13 protein-coding genes are annotated in these 20925 nt (G+C 38.8%); 10 read left to right on the top strand and 3 right to left on the bottom strand.

Annotated elements, in window-relative coordinates; genetic code table 11:
- Positions 1-493: 493 nt before the first annotated feature.
- The 3 genes from BVH02_RS17130 (at position 494) to BVH02_RS17120 (ending at position 10836) form a co-directional block, all read left to right on the top strand.
- Positions 494-5797: a hypothetical protein gene (locus BVH02_RS17130; protein ID WP_086502696.1), complete on the top strand. Its 5304-nt coding sequence runs from the start codon at positions 494-496 to the stop codon at positions 5795-5797.
- A gap of 25 nt (positions 5798-5822) precedes the next feature.
- On the top strand, positions 5823-10040 hold the full coding sequence (locus tag BVH02_RS17125) for a hypothetical protein (RefSeq protein ID WP_086502695.1): 4218 nt from the start codon (positions 5823-5825) through the stop codon (positions 10038-10040).
- Between the two features lie 139 nt (positions 10041-10179).
- On the top strand, positions 10180-10836 hold the full coding sequence (locus BVH02_RS17120) for a Crp/Fnr family transcriptional regulator (RefSeq protein WP_086502694.1): 657 nt from the start codon (positions 10180-10182) through the stop codon (positions 10834-10836).
- Here the strand turns inward: BVH02_RS17120 and BVH02_RS17115 are convergent, their stop codons facing one another.
- Positions 10837-11640, bottom strand: coding sequence for a universal stress protein (locus BVH02_RS17115; protein ID WP_086502693.1), 804 nt, complete (start codon positions 11638-11640; stop codon positions 10837-10839). It lies immediately after the preceding gene.
- 214 nt (positions 11641-11854) lie between these two features.
- On the opposite strand from BVH02_RS17115, the gene BVH02_RS17110 reads away from it, so the two are divergent.
- Positions 11855-12661 (top strand): sulfite exporter TauE/SafE family protein, encoded by an 807-nt coding sequence (locus tag BVH02_RS17110; protein ID WP_086502692.1) that lies wholly within the window; start codon positions 11855-11857, stop codon positions 12659-12661.
- A 118-nt stretch (positions 12662-12779) separates the two neighbouring features.
- Positions 12780-14300, top strand: a complete 1521-nt coding sequence (locus tag BVH02_RS17105; RefSeq protein WP_086502691.1) for a DUF4394 domain-containing protein — start codon at positions 12780-12782, stop codon at positions 14298-14300.
- Between the two features lie 69 nt (positions 14301-14369).
- Here the strand turns inward: BVH02_RS17105 and BVH02_RS17100 are convergent, their stop codons facing one another.
- A complete protein-coding gene (locus BVH02_RS17100) occupies positions 14370-15020 on the bottom strand; it encodes a sulfate ABC transporter permease (RefSeq protein WP_086502690.1) in 651 nt (216 codons plus the stop codon).
- Positions 15021-15099: 79 nt separating this feature from the next.
- Here BVH02_RS17100 and BVH02_RS17095 point away from each other — a divergent pair, with 79 nt between their 5' ends.
- The 5 genes from BVH02_RS17095 (at position 15100) to BVH02_RS17075 (ending at position 20363) form a co-directional block, all read left to right on the top strand.
- A complete protein-coding gene (locus BVH02_RS17095; protein WP_086502689.1) occupies positions 15100-16293 on the top strand; it encodes a tetratricopeptide repeat protein in 1194 nt (397 codons plus the stop codon).
- A gap of 209 nt (positions 16294-16502) precedes the next feature.
- Positions 16503-16985 (top strand): Lrp/AsnC family transcriptional regulator, encoded by a 483-nt coding sequence (locus BVH02_RS17090; RefSeq protein ID WP_086502757.1) that lies wholly within the window; start codon positions 16503-16505, stop codon positions 16983-16985.
- A gap of 55 nt (positions 16986-17040) precedes the next feature.
- Positions 17041-17583 (top strand): NUDIX domain-containing protein, encoded by a 543-nt coding sequence (locus BVH02_RS17085; RefSeq protein ID WP_086502688.1) that lies wholly within the window; start codon positions 17041-17043, stop codon positions 17581-17583.
- A gap of 1 nt (position 17584) precedes the next feature.
- The gene (locus tag BVH02_RS17080) at positions 17585-18940 is read left to right on the top strand and encodes an MATE family efflux transporter (protein WP_086502687.1); all 1356 of its coding nucleotides are present in this window, start codon (positions 17585-17587) and stop codon (positions 18938-18940) included.
- Positions 18941-19010: 70 nt separating this feature from the next.
- Positions 19011-20363 (top strand): M24 family metallopeptidase, encoded by a 1353-nt coding sequence (locus tag BVH02_RS17075; RefSeq protein WP_086502686.1) that lies wholly within the window; start codon positions 19011-19013, stop codon positions 20361-20363.
- Between the two features lie 135 nt (positions 20364-20498).
- Here the strand turns inward: BVH02_RS17075 and BVH02_RS17070 are convergent.
- A partial coding sequence (locus tag BVH02_RS17070) for an MFS transporter (protein WP_143244233.1) occupies positions 20499-20925 on the bottom strand: 427 nt, incomplete at its 5' end.

The following is a 20925-nucleotide window of genomic DNA, read 5'->3' as shown; positions in this document are numbered from 1 at the left end:
TTTTGAATCTTCAGTTTCATTTTATAGAAAGCTTTTGATATTTTAGGTTTAATCCTTTCCTATCCAGAACAATTATTTCGATTAAAAACATCAGCATAAGATTTTTTTCAGCGAAATAAAGTTTGACTTCAAGAATTCACAAAATCATAATGCTCTTTTTACATCAAAATTTCTTTACTGTTAAATTATGAGATACATTAAAAAAATTTATTTCAAATCTTAGCAAATATCTACACCTATTGACGTCTAATTTCAACTACATTATGAGCTTCCACGTTATTTATAGAACTCATAAATTCTACTAAGATTGTAAGTGTAATCATTAAATTTCCAATGTTTTATAGAAAAAATGCTTAGAGATTAATTGGATATTTTTTTAACTTGCTAGAGCTTTTTTAGATGAAGGGTGGGTTAATTTTTTTTTTTTATTGGGTGACTAGAAATTGCATTTTCAGTAGTGGAAAGTTAATGAAATCCTTAATAATTTTTATGTATGGAAAAAGATCCTATTCAATCGCTACTTACAGAGTTTTTCAGCCAATTCTTGACTGGTGGTTCTAATGAAGAAAAAGCCATTGCAGAGGGGATTCCTCTGCTTACAAAAGCGTTAGGGCATCAGACCATCGATGAATTTGGAGGTGGATTTCTCAATATAAAAACAGAAGGTAATGCTGGTTCAAAAGGAATGTTGAGACCAGACCAGTCCAAGATTAAGGTGATCGAGGAAGCCGTGATCAAAAATCAGGAAAATGTCGCAGGGAAAGTGGAGCCTCCATCAAAAGTTTTTGTGCGGAATGTGGCCGTAAAAACCACTCAAGTAAAAAATAGCGTGCCATCTTGGGCCGCCGGAGCAAAAGTGGAGACTACTATTGGCCCGCTGGAGAAATTGGATGGAAGCCAAGTCTATTTGGATGTTTATCAAACCCAAAAACTTCTGTCAGTTTACCAGCAAGGTAACAGCGCTCCTGTAATGCTTTTTAAGACCAAAGCTTCACAGCTTTTGAGTCAATCCGGTAATCAAGTTAATGTAGGAGGCAAGACCTACTCCATGGTAGCAGGAAGTAGTGTGTGGATTAAAGCAAGTATGTTTGCAGCCGACGCCCCTACAAATAGATACATAGGATTAATAGTAAAATCGGGGAAAATAGAATTTGGAGTTGCACCGCAGCTTACAGAAGATAAACTTACTTTATTAGGAACGTCATCCGCTCAGATTAGCCTTTCATTAGCTCAGTCTCAAGTTCTTCCTGACTTTGATTCTAAGCATGGAATAGATGCCTTTAAAGCAGAGGTACAAACACCAAAGCAAGTAGATTTCACTTTTAAAAATGGCTCTAAAATAGAGCTAGCAGGTTGTGGTGCCATGGAATGGACTGTTTATGGCAGAAAAAGCTCCTTCGAATTTGTTCCTCAAAAGGCGATCATATACAATACCGATATTTCTAAAATAATGATTCCTTACACTTGTTCTGCGCGGATTTTTGTCCCGGAGCAAGTCGAAAGTCCTATGATCAGTCTTTCAGCATCTGCTAACATAGTATCATCTTGGTGGGCGATTTCTGCTGCGGAGTTGGATATCTCGACACCACTTGCGGCTGCCGGGTGTGGGGGAATAACACAAATTTGTGACTCGGGTTTGAAGATAATGTGGAAAGGCCTATTGGAGAAAAAGTTTTCGCTTAAATCTCCTATTATTTATGTTGAAGCTAGTAGACTTTATATCCGTGATACTAAAGCGCACGGATTGGGAGCTTTTCAGGAAGTCCAACATTGGAAGGATAAATTGAATCCCAGTGGTACATCTATTTCTTTGAGTTATCTAAAGGATGACAATTTTCTATATTTTTCTTCAGCAGATGATCCATCCGAAATATTAGTAACCAAGGCTAATGCGGATATACGTGTCGATAGGCCCATTCAAGTAAATGGTGAGCCAATTCGTGTTAGAAGCAAAGAGAGTGTTGTCATATGGAGTGGATCAGATGAGGTGTCAAAAGTTCAGCTTTCTGACGTCAATTTAATTTTTGATTCTAGAAAAGCAGATGAAAAGGGTAATGAATTTAAACCTATTGCCATAGCACTTGAAAATGCATTATTTACTGTTTCACCGGCGAATGTTGCTGTAATAAACGGGGATCTAACTGAGGATTGGATTCGAATCACGAAGAGTGAGACTATATTTAGTTTTGGCTTGATTAAATATCTTCCCACGCTGCCTGATCCTTATTTGGCTAATTCTAAGTTGCTTGATCGGTTAATGAATACTCTTGGATCTAAAATTGATGAAATTAAAACTTGGCTTTTTTGCATGATTTCTCAGGATCCAAAGGAAAAAGATTCAGATGAAGTTAGGGTTGATTTTTCTATAGGAACTCCGCCGACTCAGACTAAAAATATTAAAGACACCAATTTGATAAGTAAAGAAATGGAGAAAAGTCCTATTGTGGAAGTTGGTGTCACTCAGGCTAATTTATTTAATATTAGTTTATTTGCCTCTGATGAAAAAATTTCCGCTAATCTGGGAAATGTGTCAACGAAAAAGATACCCGCAGATGGGTCTACTGTTTTTCGCGCCAAAACCAATAAAAAAGAACCTCTCCCTCCCTATGAAGAGTGGCTTAGACCATTCACTCAACCGATAGAAAGTGATTATTTTTCATTGATAGATGTCTCCTCAAATGCCAATCAACTAGGTATCAGTGTGGGGAATAGTTTGGTGACAGGTAAGGCTAGAGAAAGAGGGGAGAATGAATCGCACATTGAACAAATTGGCTATCAGACCCTATTAATAGAGGGAATGGAAGTATTTGTACCAGGATCAATGGCTCGCCTTTTTACCATGCCTCAGGTAGCTTGGGAACCTGTTAAAAATGAAACTCCTCCTGCCGTACAAACACCTGGTGATCCTCCTAAAGGCTATAACTATTACCCAAACGATGGAGGACCTACCCGTATTTTAAATCAACATTCAGGTAAAGTGGCTCTAGCTCCAAAGCCACTTGTAGACTATACTATCCATAACTATAAAAACAATAAAACCCCAGTAATCGCTGCTTTTACGCTTTCTTTTGGCTTGAAAGCTTTTGCCAGGCTTGCTAATAATGACAGTACTGAAAGCATCAAATCCAAATTGGAAAATATTAGGCCTAAATTTCCAAAGCAGCTTCAAGGGGGGATTCACATCCGTGCCATTGCTGGGAATCATGGTAAAAAAGGGCCTAAACCAGATTCTCGAATGTTTGCTGGTTTTACAGTTCAATTAAATAATATTTTGGGCGAAAATGGAAATGAAACTGGGGCAAGTACCTTAGCGCAAAGTCCCACAGAGATTTTCAATAACGAATTTTTTGCAAAGGAAGCGAACCCGAATTTATTAATGACTAGGGGAGTACCGGTTAAAAAAATTGATTTCACAGGTTACGGAGCAAGTGTTTTTAGTAATTGGGTGAGCCCATCGGCAAATTTCGCAAACACTAGTCAAGCAAAGTTTGATATTCTGCTGGGTAGAACTGCCCATGAGGTGGTTCAAGTGAAGAGTTACATCTACCCTTGGGCTATACGAGTAGTTCGGACAATTACACTTTTCCGAAATAGTTCGGGCTTTGTATATCGGGAGGATAGTGGATGGCAACCAGAATCTGATGGGACGTTTGATTTCACTTATGAGGAAGAAGATGGTACTATCATCACTCCTTATAACGCAATACACCCTGGTACACTGAGAGGTCTGTACAATATTTCAAATATCCGAGAAGATGGAACAATAGCGGATTATAAGAGTCAGCTGCTAGACTGCAAATGCGTGGCGGTCTGGTTTGATGCAGATGTGGCAATTGAAAACCTTATTCAAGGGCAGATAGATGGACGAACTCCTGCCAAAAAAATCCTGGGTTATGTTCAGATTGCTCCTGAAGGTAAGCCGCTTCCTGCTACTAATTTTAAGGAGCTGCTGGACTTGCAGGGTGGATCTATAGGAGGAGAAATTGATTGTGTCATGAACGTCAATGCTTCGGGGCAACTTATGCGCATTTCTAGATTTGAATTTTCTTGGGGTGTAAAACCGTCAAATAATGAACCTGCATTTGTAGGGGTAGTTCGTGGAAGTGTAGTTTTGCCTAATGATGGCAGCTGGAGTATGGTTAAGCATGAAGTTGGAACAGGAGAGGTGACACCTTTACCGCAGCATTTACCAATTCCTCTGATTAGAATAGGCACCTGGGTACCGGGAATTGTAGTGACGCCGCAGGATATCAAGCATAACCTATTGCGAATAGCAAATCCCTCAGAAATCCTGCGAGATCCAAATGCTAATACGATCAATTATGGTTACCTACAAACCACATCTACACAGAAGGCTCTTTTTCTTACACCAAGCTACCTGAATACCAAATCCCAACTTTTCAGTAGGACGCCTCCTCTTTTTGCAGATGCATACCGATTAATGACTGGGAGTGGGATATTTCCAAATATTGGGGATGGTTATGTTGGGTTTGGAAAGGCAGTTCCTTTGGTGGAGGGAGTCAACAAAGCAGGAGGCGTAATCACTGCTTTTGCTACGGAAAATACATTGGATGCTGGTAGAAATGTTTTTAAACTACTTGAGATCACTAAGGATCTTAACAAACCCTCAGAAGCGTTGGATAGAGGCTTCCAATTGTTAGCCCAAAAAGTTGAAGATGGCCTTCCGCTAGCTTTTAATGTACCTTCATTAGAGGAGCCAATTTATTTGGTGAATATGAAAGCATTGAAAATATATATTGAATATAAAGCAAAAGACAGTAATTCAAACTCTGGTCCTAAGCTTTCAAAATTGAATTTTAATCTTAATTCATTTATCGAAAAGTCTTGGGAAAGTACTGTTAACAATGTTTCGATGGTCGTTGATCTTGATCCTTATCCAAGATTAATGACAATAAAAGGAAATTTTTCTGCGAAGAAAGGAAAAGAGTCTGGGTACTCCGGAGGAGTTGATATTCCTACCGCTTTGGATGGTATTCCAGTACCTGAGATAGAGTTCAGTGATGCATTGAAGCCAGTGATTGAGTTGCTCCAACTTTTAGCCTCATTGAGTACAGGCGGCTATAAGGAGATGATGAAAAAGGGTTTGGAAATAGCCATGAGTAATTCTGGAGAAGTGTGGGAATACAAGTTTGAAGCTACTAAAGAAATACCCCTAATACGATTCCCACCAGGTGTGGCATACGATTCACCACAATGCCCATTGAGACTGGAAGCTGGATTGTCATTAGGAGTTTATTTTAACGCCGCTTTGAAGGTGACCACGGATTTAGATCAGCTTCTACCTACCGCTGGAGCGTTTGTTCAGTTTAAAGGTGGTCTTGAAGTAATGTGCATGACAGTAGGTGGTGCTACTATTTATGCAATAGGTGCTGTAGAAGTGAAAATCGCTTGCGACACTAAGATTGGGCCCAGTTTGATGATGAAGTTTGGTTTCGGGGCTTCCTTATCAGTGGGCTTACCTGTGATAGGAAGCGTATCGGTCACCTTCATGGTAGGCTGTGAAATGTTCCTTTCTGACTCTATAGTTGAAATCACAGCATTTATGCTCTTCAAAGGACATGCGAGTTTAGCAGGTGGGTTTGTTAGTATTACCATTTATATAGAAGCTAGAGGATCAGTCAAGCGAATTGATGGTCCAAATCCAGTTTCTGGACAGCCTGATAAAGGAGAGACGTTGTGCAAGGCATCTATGACTTTCGGATTGGATATCTGTATCGCTTGGGTGATAGATGTCAGCTTCGAAGAAACATGGGAAGAAACACGCCAAATAGCCTAATTTTTTCATCAAAAAAAATCAAAAAATGGAAACTAGAACACTTCTCTCCGTAATGACTTTCCCACAACGATTTGACGGGAAATTTTTAAAAGTCAACATTGTACTTGTGCCAAGGAATAAAAATCCATTCACTCCATGGCCTACTGGACTTCCAAACCCAACTACAGTTCCCGGTTTTGCAAACCTGCAACCTGAAATTCTACTGTCGATAGTCACAGGCACAGATGATTTTCCACTGAGTAATCCTACTGAACCAGAAAGAAAACCAATCCAAAGAAGAGTTATCTATGATCAGGTACCTCAAAAAGCAGATGTGATCAGCATGATGGAGCGAGAGGTGCGAGTACCTGTTGTAGACACCATAGACAAACCAAAGGAGCTACTCACTACTGATAAGCTAAATTCTAGTGTGAAAAAGTATCTCCCCGAATCGTATAGAAATCAATTTAATTTTACACAGCCTCGCCATAAAAATGCAGTAACTGATGATTCATATCATTGTGCAATAAAAGCGATGGAGCCTGCACCAAATTATATTCCGCGAACTAGTCTTAGCTGGGGAAAAGTCTATGCACATATACTAAGGCAACCTTTATTGGCAAAGGCATGTGGGATGATTTATTCAGTTGAGATTGAGATTGAAGATCCTTCTTGGTTTGAAAATGGAGGTTATATCTATGCAGAAATTGGTAACCCTGATTATTTGCAAGCTCAGAATTTACTTTTGGAACATGTAGATGGGCCATTATTCAAAAGATATGCTGCAAAGATCCCTGCATTGACGATTGGCAAGGAAAGATCTCTATTTGCGGCAGTTCTTTTTCCAGTGCTCTATGCCAGTGCCATTAATCCCAATCCTGTTCCCGATGGTCCTTGGGATGAGTTATTTATGGAAGCACATCTCTACAATGACGGATTTGCCAAAATAGTGCATGCTAACCAACCTTTTAGTGGGAATTTATTAAAAGAGACTCAAGATGAATTGCCCCCTCAGTTTGATGCAGGTATCCGTATCGCATGGGATGATGAGCAGCTTTTGATTTGGTATATAAGGCAAATGATGGAGAATCCAAGTTTACCCAATGGTAATAAAAAGCGTCTCGATGTACCATTAGGGGTGATGGGTTTTCACATAGATGTTAAACAGAGTGGAGTTGGGTATAGCTGGGAAAGTTTGAACGAGGTTCAGATCAATGAAGATGAAAATGTATTTACTGGTTCCACAGAAAGGAAGAGTATAGAGTTGCCATACCAAGTTTATCCAAATAAAATTTCTGGACCAATTAATTCAAGTTATTGGCTACCGATGTACTATGCCAAATGGATAGGTAAAAGCATGGTAACACAGGATAAGGATGCACTCGAGATTTATCAAAATACAAGTTCTAGTTCAAGAACTATGAATGGGCCAAAGGATCTGGAAGGGGTCAAGCCTAATAATACTTTGATTCCGAAGCCTTTGGCTACACAGCTTCGATATGGTAATTCTTATGAATTTAGAGTGAGATTAGCTGACATTTCTGGTGGTGGGCCTACAGTCAAGGAAAACCCTGCGACTGTTTTAAAAAGTGCAGATTCTATAGTTGCATTTAGAAGATATGTTCCACCTGGAATGCTGAGAATTTATAAGCCTAAAGAACTTAGGGAGAATGATAGGACATATTTCAATGGAAATAAAGAGGAAACGGAGTTTAATGGAAATGCAGTAATGGAGATCCGACGACCTCTTTTAGAATATCCTGCAGTAGTTTTTACAGATAAATACCAGAAACTAGGATTAGATCCAATCGCTATGTTGAAAGACCTGCCTGTAGAAAATGGTGAGCTCAAACCTGCGTTACCGGATCCAGATGTGCAACTAGTAGAGGTCCTAGTAGAGGTCAAATCTTTGCGTATGGACAACAGACAGAGCCAAAATGGAAGAGATAGTTTCATAACACTTTATAAGACTAAACGCTATTTTCCTAAGGATTTGGAAGCACCTTTAACTATACAAACAGAGTTTTTTGATATTAATACATTGACCTTGGGAGTATCTGATAACCCATTTAAAACAATTGGTATAAACTCAGATGAAATCCATAATACATCCCTACTATTGTTGCCAACGTGTAGGCATATCAGATTATCAATCAGGGCAGTAGCTGAAGTTGAAAATAATCCTGAGGATTATTTTGGATTTATAAACTCAGATGTAAGCAAGGATAGCAGATATGGGAAAGTCCAACAGTTGATGTTTTATAAAGAATCAACTGTTGAAAATGATTTACTAATCCCTTTTCAAAATATTAGACCGCTTCAAGCGCTATATTTCAAACCGGATCAGATGCCAACTACTAAGCAGCATCAGTTCTCAAAACTTTTTCGCATAGAAGCTGAGCGAATGCAGCCTGGGGTTGTCCAACGTTTAGCGAGTGCTTTAGGCGTTCAGAGCAAAGGAATGACATTAGTTGCTAGAAAGGGCGAGCGGATAGCCTTTGGATGCAGTGCTCAAATTAGGCATTCATTGGCTCCAGACGGAAGTAGTATCACTTTTGCCAGCAAAGCAGATCTATATCATCATTGGGTCATTTGCATCAGTCATTCACTGAATCGGGATTGGAGTTATGATGCACTTCAGGATGTGGCAATCGTTATAAAAAGAAGCCATAAATTTAGAAGAGATGCCAATAGTGAATGGCGTCAGGACACATATTTAGGTGATATAGAGCTCAAGCACTCGGCATCATTTGAAGCATTACAGTCAGATGATTTAGGGCAGATCAATAGGGGATATACCCGAATTATTTACATAGATGCCCTAGATCCTAAGAATGAGTTGAATATTGGTGAGGAAAATGAAGCTGAACTACAAGCTGCATCTACAGCATTTTTGATAGAAAATCAAAATCAATTTCAAACCTTGCTTTTCTCTCGTCAGCGTTATCCTGATGAATTGTGGGCAAACTATACCATTGCCCCAAAATTCAAAAAAGGACATGTACAAGTCAATGAAGTATTGTTAGATGAGATCAAATTACCGACTGTGATTCCTCCTTCGCAAATACCTAAACTCTCGAGCGTTGGCTTAGCATTCTCTCCCTATCAAAGAACTGATGATTACAGTTCCTCTGAATCTAGACAGCGCTATCTATGGGTGGAATTTGAGCAACCTATTCAAAATCCTGATGATACTTACTTTTGTAGGATGCTAACAAATGCTCCCGACCAGTTAATTGCTAGTAATTTAGAACAACAACGGGTGGAACCAGAAGAATCTCCTTTAAGTCTAGTTCAGGAGGAAATTAGACAAATTGTTCCTAACCAAAGTGATGATAAAGCGGGAATAGGAGCGATGGAACAAATGATTAAATCAATAGATAGCGATATACATTATATTTTACCAATCCCTCCCGGATTACATTCAGAAAGCCCTGAAATGTTTGGTTTCTTTACTTACGAATTTAGAGTTGGTCATGCTCATACCGGATTCTTGAATGGTGATTCTCTTTGGTCCACAGCACAGGGTCGATATGGTCGTCCTTTGAGGGTTACAGGAATTCAACATCCTGTACCTTCTTTGCTCTGCACCCTAAATCGGACTAAAGATCATCTATATGTTAGTTCCTACTTTGCAAAAGCTGTCTTCAATGGAAAAAATGTCACAGCAAGGCCTCCTAGAACTAGCTTATGGGCTCTGTTATACGCACAAGTGCATCAGGCTGACGGATTAGATTACCGGAATATTTTGTTGGGGGAAGTGAAAATGAAAGTTGGAGTAAATGTAATTTCAGATGAAAAAGAGCAAAAAAAGATGGATTTGATATTTGAGTCAACCTATTATGATACTAAACTGCCTGAATATATTAAGGGTAAATTTGAATTGAATGAATCTATCATAAAATCAAGTTCAATAATCGCATCAATCAAAGATTCCCAACCTGTGGGAACAACCGTAATAACCTCACAACAAATAGCTTCATGGTTAAATGAGTTTGGATTACCAGAAGACAGTCCACTGAGTATCTTGGTGGTGGAAGTATTTGGAAACATCACTAATGTCCACGATCATATTAGAGATTCGTACAAAGAATTTTCTAAAAGAAACATAAGAGAAGCTAAGCAAGAAGATTCCAATAGCAGAACCGGTTCTGGAAATATCTCGGACTCAAGGTCACTTTCTGACCAGCTTGGGCATTTCAGAATATTACGTACTTCGCCTTTGACCAAGGTTCCATTTGTCTGCTGTCCTACCTGTGAGTAAGTAAAAAAAATTAAATAGAGAATGCCTTTCAAGTTTCTTGAGAGGTGTTTTTTTGGAACTAATTTCCTTGTTTAATTGTGCTAATCTTCATTCGAAGAAATTTCGTAGAGTTTTACATTAGCCATCTTTACATTACTATATGACCACAGAAGAATTAAAGGAAGTCTTACCTTTTTTTACAGACACCGAATTATTAGGGCAGATTTTGGAAAAAGGCCAAATCATGAACTTAAAAGCTGGTACGGTGCTAATGGAGCCAGGGCAGTATGTGAAGATGGTGCCTATCGTCTTGGACGGATTCATTAAAATATCTCGATTAGATGATGAGGGTAGAGAGATGTTTCTCTATTTTTTGGATGCTGGTGAGACCTGTGCATTGTCCCTGACATGTTGTTCGGCTTCCAAGCCTAGCGAAATTAGAGCGGTGGTAGAAGAAGATGTTACTCTCATTGGAATTCCTATCAATGTCATTGATCAATTTTCAAATGACTTTAAACAGTGGAAAGATTTTGTGTCAAAAACCTATCAAAGTCGATTTCAGGAATTATTGGTTGCATTAGATGCTGTTGCTTTCAAGCGTATGGATGAGCGTCTGATGGGCTATATAGTTACGAAAATGAAACAGCTGAAAACGAATGAGCTTAACACTACTCATCAGGAAATTGCAAATGAATTAACTACTTCCCGAGAAGTCGTTTCTAGGCTCTTGAAACAACTGGAGAAAAAGAAGTGGATAGAACTAGGTAGAAATGTAATCTATATTCGAGATGACTTTGAAGAATTGATTAGTAAATAGTTACGGGATTACCAGTAAAGGTACTTTTGAATGAAAAATCATTGTTATGGTCTGACTGCGATCGAGGATTTGATTCCATAGATTTTTATGTTTATGGCACATTACTAAAATCACGTTTTCGTTTTCTTCCAAAAACTGATCTAAACCTTCCACCGGAGTAGTTGCATAAAATGTATGAATTTTTACTGGCAAACCCGGGTAATTAGTTGTTACAAAGTTGTCTAGTTTATTGATGCCAGGCTCTTCCTCAAAGGTTGAACTAGTTTGAATATGGACGAATTCCATTCCTAGGTCCCATCGCAAACTCATATTAATTACCCAATCTAAAAATTTCTCTTCGTGAGTGGCAAATTCTAAGGCTAATGCTATCTTTCTAATTACCAAGGCTTTTGCTTCAGAAGGAACAACTAATACAGGCACAGATGTTTCTTTGATTAAGGCTATCGTTGTACTTCCCACCAAAGCCGACTTGATTCCGCTCGCTCCCTGTGTTCCCATTACAATCATAGTAGCATCGTATTCCTCTGCAATTCTTGCCACTGTGATGGACGCTGTTCCATCTTTTATAAGGGTGGTGAACTTTATATCAGTACCATTATATTTTTCAACTGTTTTTTCCATCAACGTATTTGCATCTTGATGCATTCGCTCAAGTGAGATCGCGGACTGTGATTCAAAATCAAAAACAGCTTCTATCACATGAATCAAAATTATTTCACCGTCTTTTTTTCCCGCTAAGACAATTGCAAATTCCAATGCATTAAGGGAAATTTCTGAAAAGTCGGTTGGAAGAATTATTTTCATGGTGGTGAAAGTTTGTTTATAAATTTAAACAAAAGGGAAGCTATAAATTACAGATTTGAATCTTCAATCATAAAAAAAAATCGGAGATTCTTAATATCTTCTAATTTTGAAAAAATTAAAAACTTTCTTCATTAGAATACCTATTGTAACAAATGTCACGTCAATGTATGGATATCACAGGTACTTTTGTGAGATCAAATCATAGAATTTTGTAATGGAAATACTAGTACTTATCGGATATGCCGCAGCAATTATAATTGGTGTAAGTCTGGGACTTATTGGCGGTGGCGGCTCTATTTTGACAGTTCCAGTGCTCGTATATATATTGGGAATTGATCCTGTTTTGGCGACTGCCTATTCACTTTTTGTGGTGGGAAGTACTTCACTCTTTGGCTCTTTCACCTATATGAGAAAGCAGTTGGTGGATTACAAGACAGCCTTAGTATTTGCGATCCCTTCTTTTATAGCTGTTTTTTTAACTAGAAAATTTATAGTTCCAGCACTTCCAGATCCTTTGTTGGTTTTTGGCGGAACGGAGATCACAAAAAGCATTGGCATCATGGTATTCTTTGCCCTGATTATGCTCGCTGCATCTTATTCGATGATCAAAGGGAATGGGAAAAAGAATGCTGATGAGGAAAGTAAAGTGCAATTTAATATTCCTTTAATTGCAGTGGAGGGCGTGATCGTTGGTTTGGTCACGGGTATTGTAGGTGCGGGAGGAGGGTTCTTAATTATTCCGGCTCTTGTACTTCTAGCTAAGCTACCTATGAAAATGGCGGTTGGTACCTCACTTTTGATTATTGCTGCTAAATCTTTAATCGGCTTTTTAGGTGATGTTTCGAACCAGATAATTGATTGGAAAATGCTACTGATTTTTACTGCGCTATCTATAGTGGGGATATTTATCGGAAGCTCCTTATCTAAAAAAATCAACGAGCAGGCACTTAAAAAAGGATTTGGATGGTTTGTCCTATTTATGGGGATTTACATTATTGGCAAAGAGCTTATGGCTTTATAATACATAATTCAGCGCTCGATTTTGTAAGAAAAAATTTTTGTTTTTGTCAAAATTAAAATTAGACAAATCCAATTGATTAGTTGACTCCGTATGTGATTTAAATCAACTAACTCAACCAATGAAAAATTTAAGAATTTTACCTGTACTTATTGCCAGTACTCTAATTTCTATGGCCTTCATATCATGTGACGATAAAGATGATATGGGGCCTGGTATTGAAATGCCTGGAACTGCACCTGATGTCAATTTCACTGCTTTAAGCTCGGACAATGAAATTTTGATGTACAATGCTAAGAATCTAGCTGCACCTATTAGCTCTACGAGCATATCTGGATTGGAATCTGGAGAAATGATTTTATCCATCGACTATCGTCCCGCTACTGGACAATTATACGCACTTAGTTCTATGAGCAGACTTTATCATATCAATGAAAATTCTGGAGCAGCTACAGTATTAGGTATTTCAGCTTTTTCTCCGGGCATTCAAGGTGCAAATGCCTCTATAGACTTTAATCCTACGGTAGATAGAATAAGATTAGTCACCGAATCAGGTCAAAATCTTAGACTGCATCCAGAGTTGGGTACAGTTGTAGCAACTGATGGAACTATTAATGGTGGCAATAACCCAAAAATAGGTGCAGTTGCTTATTCCAACAGTTTTTCAGGAACCACATCTACTACGCTTTTTGATATTGACTTCGCACAAGACAAGCTTTACAAACAAGTTCCTCCAAATGATGGTGGTCTTGAAGAAGTTGGGAATTTGGAAGTAGATTTCGAAGGAATAGGAGATATGGATTTAAATCCTGATAATTCAGTTGCACTAGCGGTAAACAGAAAAGAGGAAGAATCTAGATTATATACAATTAATCTTACTTCTGGCAAAGCGCTGTGGATTGGAACTTTCACACAGCCAGTCGTAAGTCTAGCCTTCAAGACTAATCCAATAGCCTATGCAACTGATGCCTCCAATAAACTTTATAGGTTTGATCCGACCAGCCCTAATCCCATAGGAGTTGACATAACAGGTTTGAAGTCAGGTGAAAAGATTGTAGGTCTTGATTTTCGTCCAGTTAATGGACAGCTTTTGGCTGTTTCAAATATGAGTCAATTATATAGTGTCAATCCTTCCAGTGGCGCAGTGGCAGCAATTGGAAATCCATTTAACCCTGCTGCAATGGGATCTTTCATAGGTTTTGATTTTAATCCTACTGTGGATAGAATTCGGTTAATTACTGAAACAGGCCAAAATCTTAGACTTCACCCAGATCTAGGAACAGTGGTAGCAATAGATGGAAGCCTTAATCCAGGCACGCCTAAGGCCAGTGGTGCTGCATATACTAAGAGTTTTGCGGGCACAACTACAACAACACTTTTTGTGGTAGATGCTCAGAATGATATGCTATATCAGGTGTCTCCACCAAACGACGGAGTGTTGGTTGCTATCGGACCTCTTGGAATTAATTTGACAGATGACAATGGCTTTGACATTGGTGGTACCTCAGACAAAGCTTATGGAGTTTTTACAGTAGGCGGTACAGCTGGAGTATATTCTGTTAATCTTATGACAGGTGCAGCTAGTAAGGTTTCAGATCTTAATTTCACACCAACTTCAATGGCTTTAGGTTTAGGATTTTAAATCAAAAGTTACATTTAAAAAAAAATGGGGCAGTTAATTTAATTGCTCCATTTTTTTTTTCATAAATAATTACCCTCTATAAACCATTACAAACCAAGTCAGCCAAATAGCCAAGGGGAGGTAATAGCTTATAAATACAGCTATCGCACATTCTCCAAAAGGCCTTCTACTGATCATGTGAAATCCATAAAGCCATACTATTCCGTAGATAACTTCAAAGATATTCATGGTTGCTAAGGCATAGTGATATTGCGCTTCTACACTATCTGATCCAACTAAGGAAAGTACCGATAGCGCTCGATATTCATCGATTTCGGTGTAAGTGACGCCCGTTTGCGGAGCTATATAAACTAGAAGACGAATCAATTCTGGGAAAATAAATACAAGTTCAGCTATAAGAGCAAATTGCCATAAGTCTTTATATGGTACTTTATAACCAATCAGAAAGGCCCCTAGCCAAAATAGGAAGGCAACAACACTGAATTTCCAAAGCAGGGCAAAAGGAGTCCAGAGATAATTAAGGGCATTGAAAATGTGGAAAATCATGAAATCACCCCTAGCTTCCAATTTATTGTAATCTGGAATAGCTTCAAGTATAAGTGTATTCGTGAGGTAGCGTATAAGTAAGAACAAAAATACAAGTACTAAAAAATAAATTCGCTTATCGAAATCTATTAGTTCTTTCAGACGTTGTCCTTCTGGAGTTAAAGTTTTAGCCATTTTTAAGATGAATCCAATTCAAATCTAAAATTTTGTTTGGGAATACCTCTAATTTTGTAGTCTAATAGGAAATAAATTTATGTTTGTACGTGTCTTAATGATTTTAAGTATTTGGGTAGCTGGGCTAGGCGCAGCTGTGGCTCAAGAGACAGCAGCAGATTCTATGATATTTGTGCCTTCCAAATATCTTTTATTGGATAGAGGTCTCCAATTTAGGATCACTAAGTCGATTAATAGCATGTACAACTATGATTTCCCGGCTGCAGAAAGGGACTTCGCTGTGCTCGCTCTTCAATATCCTAATCATCCTTTGCCCGAATTTTTAGTGGCACTAGGCTACTGGTGGAGAATCGAAGTAGATGTGACCAATGAAAAGTATGATGCCACTTTTGTCAAATATTTGGATAGATCTATCTCGAAAGCTGAGGTAATGTATGATGAAGATGAGACTAATAAAGAAGCAGCGTTCTTTTTGGCTGCGGGATATGGGTTTCAATCTCGGTTATACTCCGAAAGGAGAAGTTGGACCAAGGCTGCATTTGCAGGAAAGAGTGCTTTGAAGTATATGAATTTGAGCAGGGGTGAGGAGGAGTTTAATCCAGAGTTGCTTCTTGGTGATGCACTCTTTAATTATTTCTCAGAATGGATTCCTGAAAATTACCCACTTATGAGGCCAGTAATGGCTCTTTTCCCGAAGGGTAATAAAGCCCTTGGATTACAGCAATTAGAACAAGTAGCCAATAATGCATTTTACACGCGAGTAGAAGCACAGTATTTTTTATTTAGATTATATGCTTCCGAGGAGAATGAACCCTATAAAGCATTGCAGATCTCAGAATACTTACACAGCAAATATCCGAACAATCCATACTTCCATAGATCTTATGCTAGACATCTATACACCGTAGGGAGATGGACTGAATCCATACAGCAATCCGAAGAGATCCTTGAGCGTATAGATGAAAAAATGACAGGATATGAATCGAATAGTGGGCGATATGCTGCATTTTATATTGCACAATATAATGAAAGGCTAGGAAATCGCGCAGAAGCCAAAAAACACTACCTCAAAACGCTATCCTTTGGAGAAGAATCTGAATCTCAAGAAAGTGGATACTATTTGTATTCTTTATTACAATTAGGAAAGATTGCAACGGACGAAAATAATAAGCCATTGGCTAAAAAGTATTTCAAAGAAGTGAAGAAGTACGCAAAGCGTAAGCACCCCACTCATCAAGAAGCAAGAGATTTTATTAAAAAGAATAAACTTTAACTAAAATAATGTCGTTCCTTCATTAAATAACAGGAGAAAATTTGAATTTTTCGAAGGAGGCAAGAGATTTTGAACGAATAGTCTGTTTTTTAGGTAAGAATTATTAAGAAAATTTTGAATTTACTCTTTAAAATTCTGATGAATGGTTTAAAACAATCATCAATTATATTAACTTTGCACCATATATAATTCTGTAAATGCAAGAGATCATGGATCATAGCTCAAGAATAAAATTTGATAAAATCGATAGAAAGATTCTGGAAATCCTTCAGGCGAATGCAAAAATCACAAACGCCCAACTTTCTAAAGATATAGGACTTTCTCCTGCTCCGACTTTGGAACGAGTGAAGAAATTAGAACAGTCTGGTATCATAAAAAGTTACCACGCAAAGCTTGATCCAGAGAAGATTGGTCTAGGCGTTAGTACGTTTGTATTGGTAAGCTTGATCGGTCACAACAAAGGGAATATTGATGCATTTATGCGTGAAATTAATACAATTCAAGAAGTAATTGAATGTCACCATATCACAGGCACAGGAGACTTTATTCTTAAGATAATTGCAAAAGATATTACTTCTTATCAGACTTTAATGCTTGAGAAAGTGTCTGAAATCAAAGAGGTAGATTCCATGCAATCCATGGTTATTTTATCTACTTTCAAAGATTCTAAAGTAATGCCTATCCCGGTATAATCAGCTATAATAATTATTACAGGGTGGCGAAAGTCACCCTTTTTTTTTTGAGAAAATGGAACAAAATCCCTGGGAAACCAAGAAGATTACCCCGATCTATGAAAATGCTTGGATTAAAGTAGAGGAGCATGACGTAGTAAATCCAGCAGGAAATGACGGTATCTATGGAAAGGTGCATTTCAAAAATAGGGCAATGGCAATTATTCCTCTAGACACGGATCTCAATACTTGGCTTATTGGCCAATATAGATATACGTTAGGTGAATATGCCTGGGAGATTCCTATGGGAGGAGGACTTATGGAGGAAGATCAGCTGGAAAGTGCAAAGCGGGAACTAAAAGAAGAGACCGGTTTGAGTGCTGAGAAATGGACAGCAATTATGAAAATTCACCTCTCAAACTCCGTAACTGACGAAGTTGGATATGTTTATTTGGCGGAAGATCTTACTCAAGGAGAAACTGAATTTGAGGAGACTGAAGTTCTAAAAGTAAAGAAATTGCCATTTGTCGAAGCTGTAGAGATGGTAATGACAGGGAAAATTACGGACGCAATCAGTGTCGCTGCCATCCTTAAAGCTGCTAGAATCTTAAATTTGTAATATGACGATCAAAGATCATTTCAAAATCACTTTCACATTAGCTTTTCCAGTAATATTGAGCCAGTTAGGCCAAGTATTAGTTGGTGTTGCTGATAGTATGATGGTAGGACAGACGGGAGCAGTGCCTTTGGCAGCGGCATCATTAGGTAATAGTATATTTTTTGTCATATTAATGTTTGGTATGGGGATTTCTATGGGAATTACCCCACTTGTATCGGCGGCCGAAGGCAAAGGGAAATTGAAGAGAATAGGGCATCTTTTTCAGCATGGATTATGGATTAATATAGTTACGGCTATACTTCTCACAGTGGTAGTGATAGGCTTATCTCAAGGATTGCATTTCTTGGATCAACCAGATGAGGTGGTGACCTTAACCATTCCCTATTTATACATTATTACTGCCTCACTTTTGCCTTTTATGATTTTTCAGTCTTTTAAGCAATTTGCTGAAGGACTCTCGCAAACAAAGCAGGCGATGTACGTGACAATTTTTTGTAACGTAGTTAATGTTTTCCTGAACTGGGTATTTATCTATGGCAACCTAGGCTTTCCAGAAATGGGATTGAATGGGGCAGGTATAGCAACTTTGATTTCTAGGGTGTTGATGCCGATTGCAATGGGACTATATGTGCTTCGTTCCAAACGGTATAAAATTTTTAACATACAACTTGGAATAGGTAAACTGAGATTTCTTTTGTTGAATAGAATTTTGAAAATCGGTATTCCCACTGGTTTCCAGTATATCTTCGAAGTAAGTGCATTCAGTGCTGCTGCGATAATGATGGGTTGGATAGGTGTGAATGCTCTTGCTGCTCACCAGATTGCTATTAACCTCGCATCGGTAAGTTATATGATGGTTTCTGGCCTGAGCACTGCTGGGATGATTCGCGTTAGTAATCAGATAGGTCGGGGAAATTTTAAAAATATGCGAGAGGCTGGAATGGTGGTGTTTGGGATGGCATTCATATTTATGGTAATCACTGGATTGATATTTATTTTGATGCGATCTTTCCTTCCTACGCTTTATATAGATAACGATGAAGTAGTTGCGCTTTCTGCTTCTTTGCTGATTATTGCAGGATTATTCCAACTCTCTGATGGAATACAAGTGGCAGGATTGGGCATTCTGCGAGGTATGGAAGATGTTAAGTTTCCTACTTTGATAACACTTGTGGCGTATTGGGTGATTGGACTTCCTCTTGGTTATTACCTAGCATTTCATGTTGGATTGGCTGAACAAGGAATATGGTACGGCTTATTGATTGGCTTAAGTATTACCGCTGTTGTTTTACTATACCGTTTTCATAAATTGAGTAATCGAATGATTGCTGCTAATAAACCGACTGTCACCGCCTAAACAGTTGCAATCAGATACTTACTTTCAGTTCCTGCTTTTATTTTTACCTTGAGGTTTAACCTAATATACTATGATGAGGAAGTTGATTTTCGTATTTTCTTTAGTTCTGATTTCTAATCTAAGTACAGCCCAAGATGTAGCGGTATTGACTCAGAGACAACAAGCTGATGTAGTTGATAGCTGGCTTGAATACCGTATTGAAAACGTACTTCCAAACTTGATGACGGAAACAGGAATCGACATGTGGGTGGTGATTTCCAGAGAATACAATGAAGACCCTGTAATCCGTACCATGCTGCCGGCCACATGGCATGCCGCGAGGAGACGGACGATCTTGGTGATGTACCAGCCTTCGGCAAATGCGCCTGTAGAAACTTATGCAGTTGCGCGATATGACGTGGGGAAATCATTCAAAAGAGCTTGGGATCCAGAGACTCAGCCTGAGCAGTGGAAAGCTCTAATGGAATTAATAGCTTCCAAAAGCCCTAAAAAAATAGGCTTGAACTATTCCAAAGATTACGGGCATGCCGATGGATTGGCGACAAATGAGCACCAGCTATTTTTAGAATATTTACCTCAGAATCTACAACAGAGCGTTATTTCAGCCCAGACATTGGCTGTCCGTTGGTTGGAAACTAGAACAGAGCCTGAAATGGCTACCTACAAGCACATCCAGGAAATAGCTCATTCGATTATAAGCGAAGGCTTTTCTAAAGCTGTCATTACTCCAGGAGTCACTACCACCGAAGATGTAGTCTGGTGGTACAGAGAGCGAATCAAAGAGTTGAAATTAGATACTTGGTTTCACCCCTCAGTGGATATTCAGCGTGCTGATCCTGCAAATAATGAGCAGAATAGAAACTTTGCCACGAAATCTCCTGATTCTGTGATATTGCCGGGAGATTTGCTGCACGTGGATTTTGGGATTACTTACCTAAGATTAAATACAGATACCCAAGAGATGGCTTATGTACTGAAAGCTGGAGAAACTGAAGTTCCAGCCTATTTGCAAAAAGCTTTTGCGCAGGGAAACAGAGTACAGGATATTCTGACTTCCAATTATGTAGCGGGCAAAACTGGAAATGAGATTCTACGTGCTTCCCGCAAAGTGTTAGATGCCGAAGGAATCCGTGGAAGTATCTACACGCATCCACTTGGGTTTTATGGACACTCCGCAGGACCTACCATAGGAATGTGGGACAACCAAGGCGATACGCCTGGTGCTGGTGACTTTCCACTACATGCCATGACAGGCTACGCCATAGAATTGAATGCGGTAGTGTTTGTGTCAGAGTGGAACAAAGACGTACGCATAATGCTGGAAGAGGGGGCTTTATTTGATGGAAAAAAGGTGACCTATTATAATGGTCGTCAAAAAGAGATTTTGGCTATTCCGAGAGTGAATAATTATTTGGGGAATTAGAATGCTTGGGGGTCCGATGCTTGGTTGCTATTTAAGATTTAAGGCTAAATACTCATTGTAGTGATATTAAGAGAATAGGGATAGGAGAAAAGAGATTTAAAAAATGCTTCGTAGTTATGTTATTATGTGGTGATATTACGCTTCAAGGATTTCTGATTTCCGATCTCTTTTCACAAAAAGCAACACAATGAACGCCAACCCGGCAAAGCCCGCGCTGCTCAAAAATACCAGTCTGAAGTTCTCAGGATTATTTGCAAAAAGATAACCTGAAACCAATGCACCAATGCCTATTCCAGCTTCCAAAGCTATGTACATGGTAGCTAGTGCTCTTCCCCGAAACTGATCCAAAGACAAATCAACAACCCATGCAGCAGTAGTAGGACTGTACATTCCTACGGCACAACCGAAAAGTACGCCTGAACCCAATAAGCCAAATTTACTTTCTGCAAAGGCAATCAAGACCATCGCAGCCACGAGCGTAATACTTGCAGCTTGCATTACAGGTATTCTTCCGTATCGGTCTGAAGTTCTTCCTGCCAAAAGCCTAATACCTAAGGATGAA

The organism is Algoriphagus ratkowskyi (assembly GCF_002150505.1).
GTDB lineage: Bacteria > Bacteroidota > Bacteroidia > Cytophagales > Cyclobacteriaceae > Algoriphagus > Algoriphagus ratkowskyi.
Note: the sequence above shows the minus strand (reverse complement) of the source record. Positions and strands in the feature narration are given on the sequence as shown.